Origin of the sequence: Actinotalea caeni, from assembly GCF_009733795.1 — a bacterium.
Taxonomy (GTDB): domain Bacteria; phylum Actinomycetota; class Actinomycetes; order Actinomycetales; family Beutenbergiaceae; genus Pseudactinotalea; species Pseudactinotalea caeni.
Genome location: NZ_WNXX01000001.1, coordinates 323,545 through 339,794, shown reverse-complemented (window position 1 = coordinate 339,794; position 16,250 = coordinate 323,545). Strand labels below are relative to the sequence as shown.

The window sequence follows — 16,250 nt, the reverse complement described above, 5'->3', positions numbered from 1 at the left end:
CGTCGGGCCGTCGGCGAGCGTTCGGCGCGAGCGGGGGCACCCCGGCGCGCCTTCACCCCTACGGCTGCGACCCGACCCCCTGCGCCACGAGCGCGAGGACCGCGGCGCCGTAGCGGTCGAGCTTGGCGTCGCCGACGCCGGAGACGCCGCGGAGCGCGGTCGCATCCGTGGGCTGGGCGGCGGCGATGCCGGCCAGGGTGGCGTCGGAGAACACCACGTAGGCGGGGACGCCCTGCTCCTTGGCGGTCTCGGCGCGCCAGGCGCGCAGCCGCTCGAAGAGGTCCCGCTGCGCCGGGTCGAGCTCGGTGGGGGCGGTGCGGGCGCGGCGCTCGCTGCGCACGCGCACCCGCTCCTGCTCGGCGCGCAGCATCACCTGACGGCGGCCGGCCAGCACCTCGCCCGCGGCGTCGGTGATCGCGAGCACCCCGTACTCGCCGTGCACCTGCAGGAAGCCCTGCGCGAGCAGCTGCCGCACGACGCCGCGCCACTGCACCTCCGAGAGCTCCTCGCCGATGCCGAACGTGCTCAGCGAGCCGTGCCCGAAGCGCTGCACCCGCTCGGTCTCGCGCCCCAGCAGGATGTCGATCAGGTGCCCGGCGCCGTAGGCCTGGTTGCGCTCTCGCTGCAGCCGCACGATCGTCGACAGCAGCTTCTGCGCCGGCACCGTGCCGTCGAAGGAGTCCGGAGGCGCCAGGCAGGTGTCGCAGTTGCCGCACGGCTCGCTGGGCTCGTCGAAGTAGGCGAGCAGCTGCTGGCGCCGGCAGGCCACGGTCTCGCACAGCGCGAGCATCGCGTCGAGGTGCAGCGACTGCACGCGCTTGCGCTGCCGGTCGCCCTCGCCGTCGGCGATCATCCGCCGCTGCTGGACCACGTCCTGCAGCCCGTAGGCGAGCCACGCCGTCGAGGGAAGACCGTCCCGCCCCGCGCGACCGGTCTCCTGGTAGTAGCCCTCGACCGACTTCGGCAGGTCCAGGTGGGCGACGAACCGCACGTCCGGCTTGTCGATCCCCATGCCGAACGCGATCGTCGCGACCATGACGACGCCGTCGGACCGCAGGAACTCCGCCTGGTTCCTCGACCGGGTGCCCGCGTCCAGACCGGCGTGGTAGGGCAGCGCCGTGACGCCCTGGGCGCTCAGCCACTCCGCCGTCTTCTCCACCGACGCGCGGCTGAGGCAGTACACGATCCCGGCCTCGCCCGGGTGCTCCTCGCGGATCAGCCGCAGCAGGCCCGCCCGCGCGTCCTGCTTCGGCACGATGCGGTACTGGATGTTCGGCCGGTCGAAGCTCGACACGAACATCCGGGCCTCGGTGAGGTCCAGCCGCTCGGCGATCTCGCGCCGCGTGTCGGCGGTCGCGGTCGCCGTCAGTGCCACCCGCGGCACCTGCGGCCAGCGCTCGTGCAGCACCGACAGCGCCAGGTAGTCCGGCCGGAAGTCGTGCCCCCACTGGCTCACGCAGTGCGCCTCGTCGATCGCGAACAGCGCGAGCTCGGCCCGGTCCAGCAGCCCGGCCGCGGCCTGCAGCCGCTCCGGCGCCAGGTACAGCAGGTCGAGCTCGCCCGCGAGCAGCGCGCGCTCGACGTCGCGGCGCTCCTCGGGCATCTGCGTCGAGTTGAGGTAGCCCGCCCGCACCCCGAGCTGGCGCAACGCGTCCACCTGGTCGTGCATGAGCGCGATCAACGGGCTGACGACGACGCCGGTGCCCGACCGCACGAGCGAGGGCACCTGGTAGCACAGGCTCTTGCCGCCGCCGGTGGGCATCAGCACGATCGCGTCCCCGCCGGCGACCACGGTGTCGACGACCTCGGCCTGCTGCCCGCGGAAGGCGTCGTAGCCCCAGACGCGCTGCAGCACCTCCAGCGGGTCCGGCTCGGTCACGCCTCCACCCTAGGTGCGGAATGCGACACTGCTCCTCGTGGTTGCCGCGAGCATGAGCACGACACCGACCGACGCGCAGCGTCGGCTTCTCGAGATGCCCCTGTACGGATCGCTCGGGACCGTCCGCCCCGACGGCACGCCGCAGGTGAACCCGATGTGGTTCGCCTACGACGGCGAGAACATCCGGTTCACGCACACGAAGAGCCGGGCCAAGTTCCGGAACCTGCAGGCCAACCCGGCCATGGCGTTCATGCTGCTCGACCCCGACAACCCGTTCTCCTACCTGGAGGTGCGGGGCAGGCTGGTCGACGTCGTCGACGACCCGACCGGCTCCTTCTACGTCGAGCTGCAGAACCGGTACGGCAACCCGAGCGACCAGCCGCCGCCGGACGCCGCCGACCGCGTGATCCTCGTGATGAGCGTGGAGCGGCTCACGGGCCAGTGACGGCTCGCACACCCGCGCAGACGGGGACGCCCGCCACCGAGGCGCCGGACCGGCGCCGGTGGCGGGCGTTCGCCGTCGCCGTCACCGTCGCCTCGATCACGATCCTCGACCTCACGAAGGTCAACGTCGCGCTGCCCTCGATCGAGACGGCTCTCGGTGCGGCGTCCACCGAGCTGCAGCTCGTCGTCTCCGGCTACGTGCTGACCTTCGGGCTGACGCTCGTGCCGATGGGCCGGCTCGGCGACCAGCGCTCGCGCCGCACGCTGTTCCTCGTCGGCCTGGCGCTGTTCACGCTCACCAGCCTCGTCTGCGCGCTCGCCACCACCAGCACGATGCTGCTGGTCGGCCGGCTCGTGCAGGGTATCGCCGCGGGCATCCAGATGCCGCAGGTGCTCGGCCTCGTCCAGCAGCTCTTCACCGGTGCGGAGCGTGGTCGCGCGTTCGGCATCTTCGGCGCCGTCATCGGCCTGTCGACGGCGTTCGGCCCCACCCTGGGCGGGTTCCTCATCGCGGTCGGCGGCGAGCAGGACGGCTGGCGGTGGATCTTCTGGCTCAACGTGCCGCTCGCGCTGCTGGCGATGCTGCTGGCGGCGCGGCTGCTGCCGCGCGACCCGGCCGGCCGTGACCGCGAGCGCGCGCCGCTGCAGCTGGACCCGGTCGGCGTGGTCCTGCTGGGCCTCACGGTGCTGGCGCTGCTCGCGCCGTTCCTGCTCACGACCGGCAGCCCCGACGACGACCCGCGCCGCTGGTGGTCGCTGCTGGCGGCCGCGGCGCTCGGCGCGCTGCTCGTGGCGTGGGAGCGCCACTACGCGCTGACGGGACGGGTGCCGCTGATCCCGTTCCGGCTGCTGCGGATCCCCTCCTTCCGCAACGGCACCCTGCTGGCGACGGCATACTTCGCCGCGCTGCCCGCGATCTTCCTGCTCACCACCCTGTTCCTGCAGGACGGCCTGGGCCTGCAGCCGGTGTACGCCGGCATGGTCTCGATCGGGTTCGCGCTCGCCAGCGCGCTGACCTCCTGGTACAGCGGCAACCTCGTCAACCGGCTCGGCCGGCCGCTGGTGGTCGCCGGCCTCGCGGTGGTCGCGGTCGTCGTGCTCGGCCTCGCGGCCGTCGCGCACTGGGTCGACGCCGCCGCGGCACCGTTCGTCATGGCGGGCGTGCTGCTCGTCGGCGGCCTGGGCGGCGGTGCCGTCATCTCGCCGAACCAGACCCTGACGCTCGCCGAGGTCCCCGTGCAGGACGGCGGTCTGGCCGGCTCGATGGGACAGCTCGGGCAGCGCATCGGGACCGCGGTGGGCACCGCCGTCGGGCTCTCGCTGTTCTACTCGACCGTCTACGCCGGTCCAGCCGACGGCGACACCGTGACGGTCTACCAGGCCGCCTACGACCGCGGCATGATCGCGGTCGGGTTCTTCGTGCTGCTCGCGCTCGCCGCCGGCGTGGCGGACCTGCGTGGACGCCGGACCCGTTCCGCGCAGCCCGCTCACTAGACTCACGGCCCGTGACCCTGCCGCTGCGCCCCGACCTCGTGGGCCTCGAGCCCTACGGCGCGCCCCAGCTGGACGTGCCGACGCTGCTCAACGTCAACGAGAACCCGTACCAGCCCCCGGAGGTCGTCGTCGAGGCCGTCGTCGCGGCGGTCCGGGAGGCCGCGCACGGGCTCAACCGCTACCCCGACCGGGACTTCCTCGACCTGCGGGCCGAGCTCGCCGGCTACCTGGCGACCGAGTCGGGCGCCGTCGGGCTGGACGCCTCGCGCGTGTGGGCGGCCAACGGGTCCAACGAGGTCATGCTGCACGTGCTGCAGGCGTTCGGCGGTCCCGGTCGCGTGGCGATGAGCTTCGCCCCGACCTACTCGATGTACCCCGAGTACGCGCGCGACACCCTCACCGGCTGGCACGTGGTGCCGCGCGAGCCCGACTTCTCAGTCGACCCCGACGCCGCGATCGCCGAGATCCGGCGGGTGCGCCCCGCCGTCGTCCTCCTCGCGAGCCCGAACAACCCGACCGGCACCGCGCTGCCGATCGAGACAACGCGCCGGCTCGCCGAGGCGACCCGCGACACCGGGCCCGACGGCGCCGCGACCGTCCTCGTCGTCGACGAGGCCTACGCGGAGTTCCGTCGCGAGGGCACGCCCAGCGCGGTGACCCTGCTGCCGGAGCACCCGCACCTGGCGGTCGCGCGCACGATGTCGAAGGCCTTCGCCTACGCCGGCGCGCGCATCGGCTACCTGGCCGCGGCGCCCGAGCTGGTCGACGCGCTGCGGGTGGTGCGGCTGCCCTACCACCTCTCCGCCGTCACGCAGGCGGTCGCCCGTGCCGCGCTCGCGCACGCCGACGTCCTCCAGAAGCAGGTCGCGGCGATCCGGACCGAGCGCGACGCCTGCGTCGCGTGGCTGCGCGAGCGCGGGTTCGTCGCCGTCGACTCCGACGCCAACTTCGTGCTGTTCGGCACGTTCGCCGACCGGCGGTCGGTCTGGCAGGGTCTGCTCGATAGGGGCGTCCTGATACGGGAGACTGGACCCGAGCAGTACCTGCGGGTGAGCATCGGCACGCCCGAGGAGATGGCAGCGTTTCGCGACGCGTTGACGGAGGTGACCGGCGCATGACCGAGTCGGAGCTGAGCACGATCGAGGCCCCGCAGCACCGCACCGCGCGCGTCGAGCGGAGCACGAGCGAGTCCACCGTGCTCGTCGAGCTCGACCTCGACGGCACGGGGGCGACCGAGATCAGCACCACGGTGCCGTTCTACGACCACATGCTCACCGCGCTCGGCAAGCACGCCCTGATCGACCTGACGGTCCGCGCGTCCGGCGACACCGACGTCGACGCCCACCACACGGTCGAGGACGTCGCGATCTGCCTCGGCAAGGCGCTCGCGCAGGCGCTGGGGGACAAGGTCGGCATCGCCCGCTTCGGCGACGCCCTGGTGCCGCTGGACGAGGCGCTCGCGCAGGCCGTCGTCGACATCTCCGGGCGGCCCTACCTCGTGCACTCCGGCGAGCCCGCGGGCCAGGAGTACCACCTGATCGGCGGCCACTTCACCGGCTCCCTCACCCGGCACGTGCTCGAGTCGATCGCGCACCACGCGGGCATCTGCCTGCACGTGCGCGTGCTCGCCGGCCGCGACCCCCACCACATCGTCGAGGCGCAGTTCAAGGCGCTCGCGCGTGCGCTGCGCGCCGCGGTCGCGCGCGACCCCCGGGTCGCGGGCGTGCCCTCGACCAAGGGAGCGTTGTGACGCAGCCGCCCGACGGCCTGCCCGAGCTGCCCGACGACTTCGACTTCGACGCCGAGTTCGCCCGGGCGTTCGGACCTCGGACGCCCGACGGCGAGACGCCCCGGCCGCCGGTCGGCTCGCCCACCCCGGGCGGCACCCGGCCGCGCGCGATCGTCGCCGTCGTGCTCACGCCCGTGAGCTCGGCGCCTGCGCTCGCGGGGCTGTGCGCGATGGCCGGCATCGACGCGACCGTCGTCCCGACCTCGCGCGGCGCGCTCGCCGCGCGCGTCATCGAGCGCGCCGGCGACGGCGACGACGACCTCGCCGAGCTGATCGGCGAGGCGCCCGAGATCGCGACGTCGATGGCCGCCGCGCTCTCGCGCACGAGCCGGTACGGGGCGATCCTGCTCGTGTCCCGGCTGGGCGAGGGCGACGAGGGGCTCGTCGGCACGATCGTCGCCAGCCAGTGGAACGGCGGCCGGCGCACCGACGAGCAGGTCGCCTCCGGGCTCGTGCTCGCGCAGTCGGACGACGTCGTCGAGCAGCTGCTGCTCGGCGTGGTCGCGCCCGACGACGCCCCCGGCGCGATCCCGCCCGGGAAGCTGCCGCCGTGGCAGGCGCGCCGGCTGTTCCGCAAGACGCAGAGGAGGCCCCGACCGTGACCGCGCAGCGCTCCGTCGTCGTCCTCGACTACGGCTCGGGCAACGTCCGCTCCGCCGTGCGCGCGCTCGAGCGCGTCGGCGCCGGCGTCACGCTGACGGCCGATCGTGACGCGGTCGCCGAGGCCGACGGCCTCGTCGTGCCCGGCGTGGGCGCGTTCGCCCATGTCATGGAGGCCCTGACGGCGGTCGGCGCGCCGCGGCTGATCGAGCGACGCCTCGCGGGCGGGCGCCCGGTGCTGGGCATCTGCGTCGGCATGCAGGTGATGTTCACCGAGGGCGTCGAGCACGGCGAGCGCACCGCGGGCCTGGACCAGTGGCCCGGCACCGTCGAGCGGCTCGACGCGCCGATCGTGCCGCACATGGGCTGGGCGCGGGTCGAGCCCCCGGTCGACACCGTGCTCTTCGACGGCATCGGCGAGGAGCGGTTCTACTTCGTGCACTCCTACGCCGCGCGGACCACGCCCGAGTACGTGCGCACCACGTGGGCGACGCACGGCGACACCCGGTTCGCGGCCGCCGTCGAGAACGGGCCGCTCAGCGCGACCCAGTTCCATCCCGAGAAGTCCGGTGACGCCGGCGCCGAGCTGCTGCGCAACTGGCTGACCACCCTGTGACCGAGAGGACCTTCGTGACACGACTCCAGCTGCTGCCCGCCGTCGACGTCGCCGACGGCCAGGCCGTGCGACTCGTCCAGGGCGAGGCCGGCTCCGAGACCTCCTACGGGTCGCCGGTCGAGGCCGCGCTGGCGTGGCAGCGCGACGGCGCCGAGTGGATCCACCTCGTCGACCTCGACGCCGCCTTCGGCCGTGGCTCGAACGCCGAGCTGCTCGCCGAGGTCGTCGGGATGCTGGACGTCGACGTCGAGCTGTCGGGCGGCATCCGCGACGACGAGTCGCTCGCCCGCGCGCTGCGGACCGGTTGCCGGCGCGTCAACCTCGGGACCGCGGCGCTGGAGGACCCGGCGTGGACCGCGCGGATGATCGCCGAGCACGGCGACCGGATCGCCGTCGGGCTCGACGTGCGGGGCACGACGCTGGCCGCGCGCGGCTGGACGTCGGAGGGCGGCGACCTGTGGGAGACGCTCGCGCGTCTCGACCGCGACGGCTGCGCACGCTACGTCGTCACCGACGTCACCAAGGACGGCACCATGCGCGGCCCGAACCTCGACCTGCTGCGGCAGGTCTGCGAGGCGACGACGGCGCCCGTGGTCGCCTCCGGCGGCATCTCGAGCCTCGACGACATCCGCGCGCTCACCGGCCTGGTCGAGATCGGCGTCGAGGGCGCGATCGTCGGCAAGGCGCTCTACGCGGGCGCGTTCACGCTGCCCGAGGCGCTGGACGTCGCCGGCCGCCCGTGACCGGTCGCGCGCTGCCGCCGTCCTCGCCGTTCGGGGGCGACGACGGCAGCGCCCCGGCCGCGCTCGCGGCGGCACTGACGCAGGCGGACCCGGCCGGCCGGCTCGCGGCCGTCGTCGAGGCGCTGCGCACCGAGCGGGTGCTGATCCCGGTGGTCGCGCGGCTGGACGAGATGGACGAGCCCGGCGCGCACGGGGTCGCGGGGGAGAAGAGCGCCCACACCGCGATGGTGACGGTCGCCGCCCCGGACGGCCGCGCCGTCATCCCGGTGTTCTCGGGTGTCGCCGCCATGCACGCGTGGCGCGCCGACGCGCGGCCGGTCCCGGTCGAGGGCCGGCGGGCCGCGCTCGCGGCGGGCACCGAGGCGGCCGGGCTGCTCGTGCTCGACCCGGGCACGGCATCGGTGCTCGTGCCCCGGCCCGCGGTGCGGGCGATCGCGCTGGGGGAGCCCTGGCTGCCGGCGCTGCGCAACCCGGTCGTGCACGAGGCGCTGCGCGTCGCGCTGACCCCGGTGCCCGGGGTGCAGGCCGTCGCGCTCGAGCCGGGCAGGGACACCGAGGTCACGGTGGTCGTGCACCTGGAGCCACGCCCGCAGCCGTGGGACGAGCGTGCGGTGACGGCGACCCTGCAGGCGTGCCAGCAGCAGCTCGCCGCCGCCGAGGAGGTGGTCGACCTCGTCGACTCCGTCGCCGTGCGGGCCGTGCTCGGCCGCTAGCCGGCGTCTGCTACTCTGGACCCCGACCGACTGGTCTCGTTCGGCGTGCGAGCACGCGGCAGGAATGCCTCGGGTGCGCACGGTGTTGGGACCAGGGTGCAAGCGGAGATCTCTCCCACCTCGGCCCGACAGGCTCGCGAGCTCCGGCTCAGCGAGACGACAGGGCCCGGGTAGACCGGTCCGCAGACGTGGCGCGCGCAGGCGAGCCCCGTCCTCCGGACCGTGACCGAGGCCCTCCGTGCGCACCCGCACCGAGGGCCTTCCTCGTGTGCGGTGGCAGAAGACGACGACACGAGGAGTACCTATCAGCGAGCCACGCATCAACGAGCGCATCCGAGTTGCCGAGGTGCGCCTGGTCGGCCCCAACGGCGAGCAGGTCGGCATCGTCCGCGTCGAGGACGCGCTCAGGTTGGCCGCGGAGGCAGATCTCGACCTGGTCGAGGTCGCTCCCGACGCGCGACCGCCCGTCGCCAAGCTCATGGACTACGGCAAGTTCAAGTACGAGTCCGACATGAAGGCGCGCGACGCGCGACGCAACCAGGCGAACACGGTCCTCAAGGAGATCCGGTTCCGGCTGAAGATCGACCCGCACGACTACGGCACCAAGAAGGGCCACGTCGAGCGCTTCCTCAAGGCCGGCGACAAGGTCAAGGTGATGATCATGTTCCGCGGCCGCGAGCAGTCCCGCCCCGAGATGGGCATGCGGCTGCTGCAGCGGCTGGCCGAGGACGTCGCCGAGCTGGGGCACGTCGAGTCCACCCCGCGGCTGGACGGCCGCAACATGACCATGGTGCTCGGGCCGAACAAGAAGAAGGCCGACGCACAGCGAGAGCAGCGCAAGCGCGCGCAGGAGACCCGCTCGGACGAGCAGGCGGAGCAGGCCGGCTGACAGCCTCAGCCCGGTACAGCACAGCAGGAGAGACGAGAGATGCCGAAGAACAAGACGAACTCGGGTGCCAAGAAGCGCTTCCGGGTCACCGGGTCGGGCAAGATCATGCGCCAGCGCGCGCGCCACGTCCACAAGTTCCAGGAGCGCAGCGCCCGCCAGGCCGCCCGCCTCGTGAACGACGTCGTGGTCAGCCCTGCCGACGTCAAGAACGTGAAGAAGCTGCTCGGCCGCTGAGCCCCCGGGCCCGGTTCGAGACCAAACGAAGCAAGGAGTAAGACGTGGCACGCGTCAAGCGGGCAGTAAACGCCCAGAAGAAGCGCCGGACGACCCTCGAGCGCGCCAGCGGTTACCGCGGCCAGCGCTCGCGTCTGTACCGCAAGGCCAAGGAGCAGGTGACGCACTCGCTCACCTACGCCTACCGTGACCGCCGCGCCCGCAAGGGCGACTTCCGCCGGCTGTGGATCCAGCGGATCAACGCCGCGGCGCGTCAGAACGGCCTCACCTACAACCGCCTCATCCAGGGCCTGAAGGCCGCGGGTGTCGAGGTGGACCGGCGCGCTCTGGCGGAGATCGCCGTCAGCGACGCGGCCGCCTTCACGGCGCTCGTCGAGGTCGCGAAGAAGGCGCTCCCGGAGGACGTCAACGCCCCGGCCGCCTGAGTCGCCCCGCACTGCTGCGACGCCCCCGTCACCTGGTGACGGGGGCGTCGTCGTGCGTGGGGGAGGGCTGCTCGTGCAGCACAATGGCCCGGTGCCGGAGATCATGACGAACCCCCGCGCCGACCGGGTCCGGGCGGTGCGCGCGCTGGGCCGCCGGTCGGTGCGGCAGCGGCAGCGGCAGTACCTCGTCGAGGGTCCGCAGGGCGTGCGGGAGGCGGTCGCGCACGCTGCGGCAGCGGTGCGCGACGTCTACCTCACGGTCGAGGCGTCGCAGCGCCACCCGGAGATCATCGACACCGCCGAGGCGGCGCAGCTGCACGTGCATCTCGCGGCGCCGGAGGTCGTCGCCGAGATGAGCCCCGACGCGCAGGGCGTGCTCGCGGTGCTGCGCGACCGCGAGGACGCGCCTCTCGTCGACGTGCTCGGCGGCGCGCGGCTCGTCGCGTGCCTCGCCGAGGTCCGTGACCCGGGCAACGCGGGCACGGTGATCCGGGCGGCGGACGCCGCGGGGGCGGACGCCGTCGTGCTGACCGCGGCGAGCGTCGACGTCCACAACCCGAAGGTCGTCCGCTCCACCGCGGGCTCGCTGTTCCACCTGCCGGTGGTCGACGGCCCCGAGCCCGTCGAGGTGGCGGAGCAGGCACGGGCCGCCGGGCTGCAGGTGCTCGCGGCCGACGGCGCCGGCGACGTCGTGCTCGACGACGCACCCCTCGCCCGCCCCACGCTGTGGGTGTTCGGCAACGAGGCGCACGGCCTCGACCGGCGCACGCGGGAGGCTGCCGACGCCGTCGTGCGCATCCCGATCCACGGTCGCGCGGAGAGCCTCAACCTCGCGATGGCCGCCACCTTGTGCCTGTATGCGTCCGCGTCCGCGCACCGACGCGCGCAGCCGTGACCGTCCCGGCCGCGACGATCGCGACGCTGCGCGAACGGGTGCTCGCGCTGGCGGCGCGGCGGCCGCGCGTGCTCGTGGGCGTCGTCGGCGAGCCCGGAGCAGGCAAGTCGACGCTGACGGCGGCGCTCGCCGAGGCGCTGCGTGCGGCCGGCGTCGGGGCCGTCGTCGTCCCGATGGACGGCTTCCACCTCGCGAACAGCGAGCTCGAGCGCCTCGGGCGCGCCGACCGCAAGGGCGCGATCGACACCTTCGACGGCGCCGGCTACGTCGCGCTGCTGCGCCGGCTGCGCGACCCCGACGACGACGTCGTCTACGCGCCGGTCTACGTGCGCGGTGCGCTCGAGTCCTCGCTGGGGTCGGCGCTGCCCGTGCCGCCCGACGTGCCCGTGGTCGTCACCGAGGGCAACTACCTCCTCGTCGACGCGCCACCCTGGGACCGCGTGCCGGCGCTGCTCGACGAGACCTGGTACGTCGACGTCGACCCCGAGGTCCGTCGTCGCCGGCTCTATGAGCGGCACGTCGCCAACGGGAAGACGCCCGAGCGTGCGAGGGCGTTCACCGACGGCTCCGACGAGACCAACGCCGCGCTGATCCGCCGGACCCGCGACCGCGCCGACCTCGTGGTGCCGTGGTCCTGAGGCTGTTCGCCGCGCTGGTGCCGCCGGCACCGGTCCTCGACGGGGTCGAGCACGCCACCGCCGAGCTGCGGGGCGGCGCCCTGCAGGGGTTGCGCTGGGTGCCGCGCGAGAACCTGCACATCACGCTCGCCTTCTACGGCCCGGTGCCCGACGGCGCGCTCCCCGACGTCGTCGACGCGCTCGCGGACCGGGTCGCGGCCACGCCGCCGCCGACGCTGCACCTCAGCGGCGCGGGCGCCTTCTCCGGTCGCACGCTGTGGCTCGGCGTGGGCGGCGAGGTCGCGCGGCTGCGGGACCTCATGGCCGACGCCGCGGCGGTGCTCGCCGACGAGCGCGACGACGGGCCCGCTCGCCCGCACGTGACGATCGCCCGATCGGGCCGCCGGTCGCGCGGGCTCGACCTCGGGCGCGTGGTCCGCGCGCTCGCGGTGTACCGCGGGCCGGACTGGCGCGCCGAGACCGTCACGCTCCTCAGCTCGCACCTGGGGGAGGGCCGGGGCGGCGCGCCCCGCTACGAGGTCGAGGCCGAGGTGCCGCTCGGCGGCTGAGCGGGGCCGGCGCCGCCCTCAGGCGGCGAGCTGCTCGCGCACCGCCGGCGCCACCTCGGCGGCGAACCGCTCGGTGGTGGCGAGGTCGTCGGTCGCGAGGAGCACGCCGTCGACCCGGTGCTCGTGGCGCGCCTCGAGCAGCTGCTCGACCCACACGCGCGGCGGTCCGCTCAGCAGCTCGTCGGACGACGGCCCAAAGCTGCCACCCATGACGTTGAGCATGCGGCGCACCTGCTCCGGGCGGCGACCCGCCGCGGCGGCGGCGTCGTCGATACGGGCGTTCATCTCGGCGTAGCTGGCCCAGCCGTCCGGCAGGTAGCTCCACGACGGCAGCCAGCCGTCGCCGAGCTCACCGGTGAGCGCGAGCATGCGCGGCTTGTACGCACCGACCCAGATCCCGATGTCGTGGACCGGGCGCGGGCCGCGCTTCATGCCGGCGGCGCGGTAGTAGGTGCCCTCGACGCGGATGCCGCCGCGGGTCTCGGTGTCCCACACCTGCCGGATGATGCCGATGCCCTCGCGGAGCGCCTCGACGCCCTGGCCGGGGGTCAGCCGGCGCCCGCCCATCGCGGCGATCGCGTCGGGGAAGCCGCCCGCGCCGATGCCGAGCTCGAACCGGCCGCCGCTGAGGATGTCTAGCGACGCGGCGGCTCGTGCCAGCACCGCCGGCGGGCGCAGCGGCAGGTTCGCGACGTTCGCGGCCAGGTGCACCCGCTCGGTGCGGGCGGCGGCGAACGCGAGCAGCGTCGAGGTGTCGAGGAACGCCGGCTGGTACGGGTGGTCCTGGAACGTCACGAGGTCGAGCCCGCCGCGGTCGGCGGCCTGCACGAGGTCGAGGACCTGCCGCGCATCGCGCGCGGACGGGGTGACGAAGGTGCCGAGGACGTAGTCGGGAAGGGTCATGACAAGGTCTCCTGGGCGGCGACGGGTGTCGCGGGGTCGATGGCGAAGTTGTCGCGCAGCAGCTGCTCGGGGTCGTAACGACGCTTGAGCTCGCGCAGCCGGGCGAGGGTGTCCGGCGGGAACGCGTCGGCCAGCCGGGCGGGGTCGGTGTCGGTCTCGAAGCTGAGGTAGAGCCCGTCGGCGTGCTGCCGGACGCGCTCCCAGCCGGGCCGCAGCGCGTCGTGGCTGCTGCCCATCGCGGCCACGTTGAAGGCCGCGTGCCGGTGCGCGAAGGCGGTGGCCTGCGGGTCGACGTCGGCGATCGCGCCGCCCATGGTGCGCAGCTGGAAGAAGTGCACCGCGCCGGAGCGCAGCAGGTCCGCGGCGTCGCGCGCGAGCGCGGGCGTGACCGCGTCGACGAAGGCCGAGCGGGAGACTGGCTCGCCGAACCCGTGGTGGCCCTCGGGACCGACGTCGGGCGCCCACCCGATCGCGTCGGCGTACGGCACGAGGCGCACGTCCTGCTGGGCCAGCAGGCCCAGCCGGACGAACGGGTTGAGCCGCTCGACCACGACCTCGCCGTCGTCGGAGTCGACGACGCCGAACAGCTGGACGACCGAGCGTCCGCCCTGCGGGCGTCCCGTCACGAGGAACACGGTGGTGTCGCGCGGGGCGGCCGAGGCGACCTCGCCGAACGTCACGAGCGCGTCGGCGATGTCGTCGACGACCAGCACGAGCTGTGCGAAACCGACCGCGCGGCTCACCGGCCCGGCCTCGATCTCGAACGCGGTCGCCACGCCGAAGCTCGCACCGGCACCGCGCACCGCCCAGAACAGGTCGGGGTTCTCGGTCGCGCTCGCCCGCACCTGCTGCCCGTCGGCGAGCACGAGCTCGACGGCGCGCACGCGGTCGATCGTGAGGCCCTGCTCGCGCGACAGCAGCCCGATCCCGCCGGCGGTCGCGAGGCCGCCGACGCCGACGCCGCCGTAGTCGCCGGACGTGATGGCCCAGCCGCGGGGCCCGATCGTCCTGGCGACCTTCTTCCAGGTTGCGCCCGGGCCGATGCGCACGAGGCGCGACGCCCGGTCGATCACGGTGACCTCGTCCATCGCGCCCACGTCGACGACGAGCCCGCCCCGGTTGGTCGAGCGCCCGCTGATGCCGTGGCCCGCGCTGCGCACGCCCAGCGGCAGGTGGCGGTGACGGCTGGCGAACGCGAGCGCGTCGGCCACCTCCTCGGGGGTGCGCGGGCGCAGCACGAGGCCCGGGGCGCCGCCGCGCAGGTAGGTCGAGGAGACGGCCTGGTAGCCCGGGTCGCCGGGCTCGACGGCGCGCTCGGCGAGCGAGGCGGGGACGCCGTCGTAGTCGATGCCGGGACGGCGGCGGGCCCGCACGGCGGGGGAGCGGTGGGTCGCCGGCCGCTCGTCGAGACCGAGCTCGCGCGCGAGGCGCGCGACCTCCTCGGGGTCGGCCACCTCGACGACGACCGTGCCGTCGGCGCCCGCGAGGTCGCGCAGGGCCGGGGCCGGGGCGCCGGCCTCGGCCCGCACCCAGAACGGCTCGGTGCGCGTGAGGCGACCGGGCGCGAGCGTGTCGGCGCTGCGGGCGGCGTGCGCGACGACCTGCGGGTACGGCGTCGCGGGGTCGGTGGGGACCGGCTCCACGTCGGGCTCCGCCGGCACGACCACCGGGATCGTGTCGGTGCTGCCCGCGATCCAGACCGCGAGCGTCCAAGCGTCGAGGTCGTCGGGGTCGACGACGACCATCGCCAGCCGGTGCCGCTCGGCGGCCTGCGCGAGCTCCAGCAGCTCCGACGGCGGCCGGGAGCCGTCGAGCACGAGACCGAGTTCCATCGCTCACCTTTCCGTTGTCAGTTCGATCATAGAGGTGACAGACGATCTGCTGAACAACGGAATGCGGCTAGAATGTTCCCGTGCGCGACGAGACCGATCTGACCTGGACGCTGGGGGTGCTGCTGCGCGCGCACCGCGAGCGTGTCGCCGCCGTGCTCGCCGACCTCCCGCACGGGCCGCGCGGCTACCAGACGCTGGTCGAGGTGAGCAGCGGCCGGCACCGCAGCCAGGCCGCGCTCGCCCAGCACCTCGGCATCGACCGCACGGTGATGACGTACCTGCTCGACGACCTCGTCGCCGCCGGGCTGGTGCAGCGGCAGGAGGACCCTGCCGACCGGCGGCAGCGCAGGGTCGTGGTGACCCCGCGCGGTGAGGAGGCGCTCGCCGCGCTGTGCACCGAGGTCGCGGCCGCCGAGGAGGCGACGCTCGCGGGGCTGGAGCCCGACGAGCGCGCGGTGCTGCGACGGCTGCTCGTCAAGGCCGCGCGGGCCGCGCCCGAGCACGACCTCGACGCCTGCACGGTCGTCGAGACCGCCGACCAGGATCAGCCGAGCACGTCGGTCAGGTCGTAGGACACCGGCTCCTCGAGCTGGGCGAAGGTGCAGGAGCGCGGGTCCCGGTCCGGGCGCCAGCGGTTGAACTGCGCGGTGTGGCGGAACCGGTTGCCCTGCATGTGCTCGTAGCGGACCTCGACGACCCGCTCGGGCCGCAGCGGCACGAACGACAGGTCCTTGCCGCTGTTCCAGCGGCTGTACTCGCTGCTGCGCGGGGTGCGGGTGCCGGACTCCGGCTGCGCCCACGCCCACGGGTGGTCGTCGAACGTCGTCACGAGCGGCTGCAGCTCGGCGAACAGCTCCTTGCGGCGCGCGGCCGGGAAGGCCCCGATGACTCCGACCGACGCGAGCTCGCCCTCGTCGGTGTAGAGGCCGAGCAGCAGCGAGCCGATCGCGTCCGGTCCCGAGGTGTGCACCCGGTAACCGGCGACGACGCAGTCGGCGGTGCGCTGGTGCTTGATCTTCACCATCGTCCGCTTGTCCGGCTGGTAGGTGCCGGCCACCGGCTTGGCGATCACGCCGTCGAGCCCCGCACCCTCGAACTGCTCGAACCACTCCTGCGCGAGGTCGGGGTCGTCGGTGATCCGGGTCAGGTGCACCGGTGCCCGGACGTCGGCCAGCGCGGACTCCAGCAGGGCGCGGCGCTCGCGGAACGGAAGCCCGGTGACGTCGTCGTCGCCCAGCGCCAGCAGGTCGAAGGCGACGAAGCTCGCCGGCGTCTCGGCCGCGAGCTTGCGCACCCGGCTCGCGGCCGGGTGCACGCGCTGCTGCAGCACCTCGAACTCCAGCCGGTCGCCCACCGCGACGACGATCTCGCCGTCGACGACGCACCGCGGCGGCAGGTGCTCCAGGACCGCCTCGACGACGTCGGGGAAGTAGCGCGTCATCGGCTTGGTGTTGCGCGAGCCGATCTCGACCTCGTCGCCGTCGCGGAAGATGATCGAGCGGAACCCGTCCCACTTCGGCTCGTAGGCGAAGTCGCCGGTGGGGATGGTCTTCGCCGTCTTCGCGAGCATCGGCAGCACGGGCGGCATGACGGGCAGGTCCATGCCGG

The 16,250-nt window shown here is 74.2% G+C and carries 19 protein-coding genes; 15 read left to right on the top strand and 4 right to left on the bottom strand.

Going from position 1 to position 16,250, the window contains the following annotated elements; translation table 11 throughout:
- Window positions 1-58 precede the first annotated feature (58 nt).
- On the bottom strand, window positions 59-1,879 hold the full coding sequence (gene recQ, locus GPA02_RS01605) for a DNA helicase RecQ (RefSeq protein ID WP_156198074.1): 1,821 nt from the start codon (window positions 1,877-1,879) through the stop codon (window positions 59-61).
- A gap of 52 nt (window positions 1,880-1,931) precedes the next feature.
- On the opposite strand from recQ, the gene GPA02_RS01600 reads away from it, so the two are divergent.
- The 14 genes from GPA02_RS01600 (at window position 1,932) to thpR (ending at window position 11,907) form a co-directional block, all read left to right on the top strand.
- Window positions 1,932-2,324, top strand: a complete 393-nt coding sequence (locus GPA02_RS01600) for a PPOX class F420-dependent oxidoreductase (protein ID WP_156198073.1) — start codon at window positions 1,932-1,934, stop codon at window positions 2,322-2,324.
- The gene (locus tag GPA02_RS01595; protein WP_156198072.1) at window positions 2,321-3,817 is read left to right on the top strand and encodes an MFS transporter; all 1,497 of its coding nucleotides are present in this window, start codon (window positions 2,321-2,323) and stop codon (window positions 3,815-3,817) included. Before GPA02_RS01600 ends, GPA02_RS01595 begins: the two co-directional genes overlap by 4 nt.
- An 11-nt stretch (window positions 3,818-3,828) precedes the next feature.
- Window positions 3,829-4,935 carry a histidinol-phosphate transaminase gene (locus tag GPA02_RS01590; protein WP_156198071.1) on the top strand — a complete coding sequence of 369 codons (1,107 nt, stop codon included), beginning with the start codon at window positions 3,829-3,831 and terminating at the stop codon, window positions 4,933-4,935.
- Window positions 4,932-5,567 carry an imidazoleglycerol-phosphate dehydratase HisB gene (gene hisB / locus GPA02_RS01585; protein WP_156198070.1) on the top strand — a complete coding sequence of 212 codons (636 nt, stop codon included), beginning with the start codon at window positions 4,932-4,934 and terminating at the stop codon, window positions 5,565-5,567. The genes GPA02_RS01590 and hisB overlap by 4 nt, the downstream gene beginning before the upstream one ends.
- A complete protein-coding gene (locus GPA02_RS01580; protein ID WP_156198069.1) occupies window positions 5,564-6,208 on the top strand; it encodes a hypothetical protein in 645 nt (214 codons plus the stop codon). The genes hisB and GPA02_RS01580 overlap by 4 nt, the downstream gene beginning before the upstream one ends.
- Window positions 6,205-6,822 carry an imidazole glycerol phosphate synthase subunit HisH gene (gene hisH, locus GPA02_RS01575; RefSeq protein ID WP_156198068.1) on the top strand — a complete coding sequence of 206 codons (618 nt, stop codon included), beginning with the start codon at window positions 6,205-6,207 and terminating at the stop codon, window positions 6,820-6,822. The genes GPA02_RS01580 and hisH overlap by 4 nt, the downstream gene beginning before the upstream one ends.
- A gap of 14 nt (window positions 6,823-6,836) precedes the next feature.
- Window positions 6,837-7,565 carry a bifunctional 1-(5-phosphoribosyl)-5-((5-phosphoribosylamino)methylideneamino)imidazole-4-carboxamide isomerase/phosphoribosylanthranilate isomerase PriA gene (priA, locus tag GPA02_RS01570; protein ID WP_156198067.1) on the top strand — a complete coding sequence of 243 codons (729 nt, stop codon included), beginning with the start codon at window positions 6,837-6,839 and terminating at the stop codon, window positions 7,563-7,565.
- The gene (locus tag GPA02_RS01565) at window positions 7,562-8,278 is read left to right on the top strand and encodes an SseB family protein (RefSeq protein ID WP_156198066.1); all 717 of its coding nucleotides are present in this window, start codon (window positions 7,562-7,564) and stop codon (window positions 8,276-8,278) included. Before priA ends, GPA02_RS01565 begins: the two co-directional genes overlap by 4 nt.
- A 238-nt stretch (window positions 8,279-8,516) precedes the next feature.
- Window positions 8,517-9,167 (top strand): translation initiation factor IF-3, encoded by a 651-nt coding sequence (gene infC / locus GPA02_RS01560; RefSeq protein ID WP_240133810.1) that lies wholly within the window; start codon window positions 8,517-8,519, stop codon window positions 9,165-9,167.
- A 39-nt stretch (window positions 9,168-9,206) separates the two neighbouring features.
- Window positions 9,207-9,401: a 50S ribosomal protein L35 gene (gene rpmI, locus GPA02_RS01555; protein ID WP_156198065.1), complete on the top strand. Its 195-nt coding sequence runs from the start codon at window positions 9,207-9,209 to the stop codon at window positions 9,399-9,401.
- Window positions 9,402-9,445: 44 nt separating this feature from the next.
- Entirely contained in the window at window positions 9,446-9,826 is a 381-nt protein-coding gene (rplT, locus tag GPA02_RS01550) for a 50S ribosomal protein L20 (protein WP_156198064.1), read from the top strand.
- A gap of 103 nt (window positions 9,827-9,929) precedes the next feature.
- Complete coding sequence (locus GPA02_RS01545) at window positions 9,930-10,721, top strand: TrmH family RNA methyltransferase (RefSeq protein ID WP_156198154.1); 792 nt, start codon at window positions 9,930-9,932, stop codon at window positions 10,719-10,721.
- Entirely contained in the window at window positions 10,718-11,359 is a 642-nt protein-coding gene (locus GPA02_RS01540; RefSeq protein ID WP_156198063.1) for a nucleoside/nucleotide kinase family protein, read from the top strand. Before GPA02_RS01545 ends, GPA02_RS01540 begins: the two co-directional genes overlap by 4 nt.
- Window positions 11,350-11,907: an RNA 2',3'-cyclic phosphodiesterase gene (thpR, locus tag GPA02_RS01535; RefSeq protein ID WP_240133809.1), complete on the top strand. Its 558-nt coding sequence runs from the start codon at window positions 11,350-11,352 to the stop codon at window positions 11,905-11,907. Before GPA02_RS01540 ends, thpR begins: the two co-directional genes overlap by 10 nt.
- An 18-nt stretch (window positions 11,908-11,925) precedes the next feature.
- Here thpR and GPA02_RS01530 read toward each other — a convergent pair whose 3' ends face one another.
- Window positions 11,926-12,810: an LLM class flavin-dependent oxidoreductase gene (locus GPA02_RS01530; RefSeq protein WP_156198062.1), complete on the bottom strand. Its 885-nt coding sequence runs from the start codon at window positions 12,808-12,810 to the stop codon at window positions 11,926-11,928.
- Complete coding sequence (locus tag GPA02_RS01525) at window positions 12,807-14,642, bottom strand: FAD-binding oxidoreductase (RefSeq protein WP_156198061.1); 1,836 nt, start codon at window positions 14,640-14,642, stop codon at window positions 12,807-12,809. Before GPA02_RS01525 ends, GPA02_RS01530 begins: the two co-directional genes overlap by 4 nt.
- Before the next feature lie 80 nt (window positions 14,643-14,722).
- On the opposite strand from GPA02_RS01525, the gene GPA02_RS01520 reads away from it, so the two are divergent.
- Window positions 14,723-15,214 carry a MarR family winged helix-turn-helix transcriptional regulator gene (locus GPA02_RS01520; protein ID WP_156198060.1) on the top strand — a complete coding sequence of 164 codons (492 nt, stop codon included), beginning with the start codon at window positions 14,723-14,725 and terminating at the stop codon, window positions 15,212-15,214.
- Here the strand turns inward: GPA02_RS01520 and GPA02_RS01515 are convergent.
- Entirely contained in the window at window positions 15,187-16,245 is a 1,059-nt protein-coding gene (locus GPA02_RS01515; RefSeq protein ID WP_156198059.1) for an ATP-dependent DNA ligase, read from the bottom strand. The genes GPA02_RS01520 and GPA02_RS01515 overlap by 28 nt on opposite strands.
- Window positions 16,246-16,250: the final 5 nt, after the last annotated feature.

What these genes read in the sequence shown, in the direction of transcription:
- GPA02_RS01600 (WP_156198073.1), top strand. Translation starts at nt 1,932, where the DNA reads ATGAGCACGACACCGACCGACGCGCAGCGTCGGCTTCTCGAGATGCCC.
- GPA02_RS01515 (WP_156198059.1), bottom strand. Translation starts at nt 16,245, where the DNA reads ATGGACCTGCCCGTCATGCCGCCCGTGCTGCCGATGCTCGCGAAGACG.
- rpmI (WP_156198065.1), top strand. Translation starts at nt 9,207, where the DNA reads ATGCCGAAGAACAAGACGAACTCGGGTGCCAAGAAGCGCTTCCGGGTC.
- hisB (WP_156198070.1), top strand. Translation starts at nt 4,932, where the DNA reads ATGACCGAGTCGGAGCTGAGCACGATCGAGGCCCCGCAGCACCGCACC.
- GPA02_RS01545 (WP_156198154.1), top strand. Translation starts at nt 9,930, where the DNA reads ATGACGAACCCCCGCGCCGACCGGGTCCGGGCGGTGCGCGCGCTGGGC.
- GPA02_RS01525 (WP_156198061.1), bottom strand. Translation starts at nt 14,642, where the DNA reads ATGGAACTCGGTCTCGTGCTCGACGGCTCCCGGCCGCCGTCGGAGCTG.
- GPA02_RS01530 (WP_156198062.1), bottom strand. Translation starts at nt 12,810, where the DNA reads ATGACCCTTCCCGACTACGTCCTCGGCACCTTCGTCACCCCGTCCGCG.